This is a genomic window from Micrococcus sp. HMSC31B01 (genome assembly GCF_001816085.1).
In the GTDB taxonomy this organism is placed as follows: Bacteria; Actinomycetota; Actinomycetes; order Actinomycetales; family Micrococcaceae; genus Micrococcus; species Micrococcus luteus.
The window spans coordinates 1-1,745 of record NZ_KV825239.1 but is presented as its reverse complement, the minus strand read 5'-3'; the positions used below and the strand labels follow the sequence as shown (position 1 = coordinate 1,745).

The 1,745-nt window shown below is 73.5% G+C and carries 1 protein-coding gene; it reads right to left on the bottom strand.

The window, feature by feature from the left end:
* Positions 1–42: 42 nt before the first annotated feature.
* Entirely contained in the window at positions 43–1,533 is a 1,491-nt protein-coding gene (locus HMPREF3105_RS08750) for an NCS2 family permease (RefSeq protein ID WP_036316717.1), read from the bottom strand.
* Positions 1,534–1,745 lie beyond the last annotated feature (212 nt).

Genomic DNA, 1,745 nt, shown 5'->3' with positions numbered 1-1,745 from the left:
GGCGGCGCACCGGTCCGGTGCGCCGCCGTCGGGGGTGGCGGGTCAGTTCAGGCCGAGCGCCGCCCGGACCACGCCGAGCCCGAAGTACGCGACGAACGCGAGCGCCACGAACCACAGCAGCGGGTGCACCTCGCGGCCGCGGCCCTGGCCCGTGCGGATCACCGCGTAGGCCACCACGCCGGCGCCGATGCCGTTGACGATCGAGTAGGTGAACGGCATGAGGATGAACGTGAGGAACGCGGGGAAGGCCGCGCCCGGGTCGGACCAGTCGATCTGCACCACGTGCTGGCACATCATGAACCCGACCACCACGAGCGCGGGGGCCACGGCCTCGAACGGCACGAGGTGGATGAGCGGGGAGAGGAACACGGCCGCGAGGAAGAACAGGCCGGTGAACACGGAGGCCAGGCCGGTCCGGGCGCCCTCGCCGATGCCGGTGCCGGACTCCACGAAGATCTGGTGCGCCGAGCCGGAGGCGCCGCCGCCCACGGCGACCGCGAGCGCGTCCGCGGCGAGCACCCGGTTCAGGTCGGGGATGGAGCCGTCCGGGTTCACGGTGCCGGCCTCGCGGGCCAGGCCCACGGAGACGCCCATCGCGTCGAAGAACACGGAGAGCAGGATCGCGAACACGAGCAGGGAGGCCATCAGCCCGCCCACGGAGGTGAAGGCACCGAACAGGTCCACGCTGCCGAGCAGGTGCAGGTCCGGGGCGGTCCACTCGGGCAGGGAGGGGGCGATCAGGGACCAGCCCGTGGGCACGGCGTTCCCGTCGGCGTCCACGGAGGGGCCGATGTGGAACACGGCCTCAAGCACGTTGGCGAGGATCGTCGCCGCGACGATGCCGATCAGGATGGCGCCGCGCACCTTGCGGATCACGAGGACCGCGGTCAGCAGCAGCCCGACGACGAAGACCAGCACGGGCCAGCCCTCGAGCTCGCCGCCCGTGCCCAGGCCCACCGGGACCGTGGTGTCGGCGGCGTCCGGCAGCCGCCGCACGAACCCGGCGTTGACGAGGCCGATCAGTGCGATGAACAGGCCGATGCCCACCACGATGCCGGACTTCAGCGCCTCCGGGACCGCGTCGAACACGGCACGGCGGAAGCCGGTCACCACGAGCAGCAGCATCACGAGACCGGCGACGGTGACGAGGCCCATCAGCTGGGGCCAGGTGAGCCCCGGCGTCGTGGCGATGGTGATGGAGACGAACGCGGAGACGCCCAGGCCCGCGGCCACCGCGAACGGGTGCCGCGCCCACACGCCCATGACGATGGTCATGATGCCCGCCACGAGCGCGGTCACGGCGGCCACGGCGGGGATGCCCAGGGTGTTCCCGGCCGAGTCGGGCCCGGACAGGATCAGCGGGTTCAGCACCACGATGTAGCTCATCGCCAGGAACGTGGCGAGGCCGCCGCGGAACTCCTGGCCCACCGACGAGCCGCGCTCGGTGATGCGGAAGTACCGGTCCAGGGCGCCGCGGGCAGCGGCGGGGGACGGGGCGGGCGAGGGCGGCGGAGAGGCGGTGCGGGAGGCCATGGCACCAGCGTAGTGACCCGGTCCCACGACGATCGCGCGCGTGCCGTCCCGCTACGCTCGCGGGCATGCGTCCCCGCTCCGCCTCCGCCGCCCGCACCCGGGAGGCGCTGCGCGACGCCGTGCAGATCTACGCCCCCTCCACCGTCTACGCCGTCGGCCTGGGCGCCATGACGCCCGCGCTCGCGGTGGCGGCGCTGGCCCTCGGCCTGGAC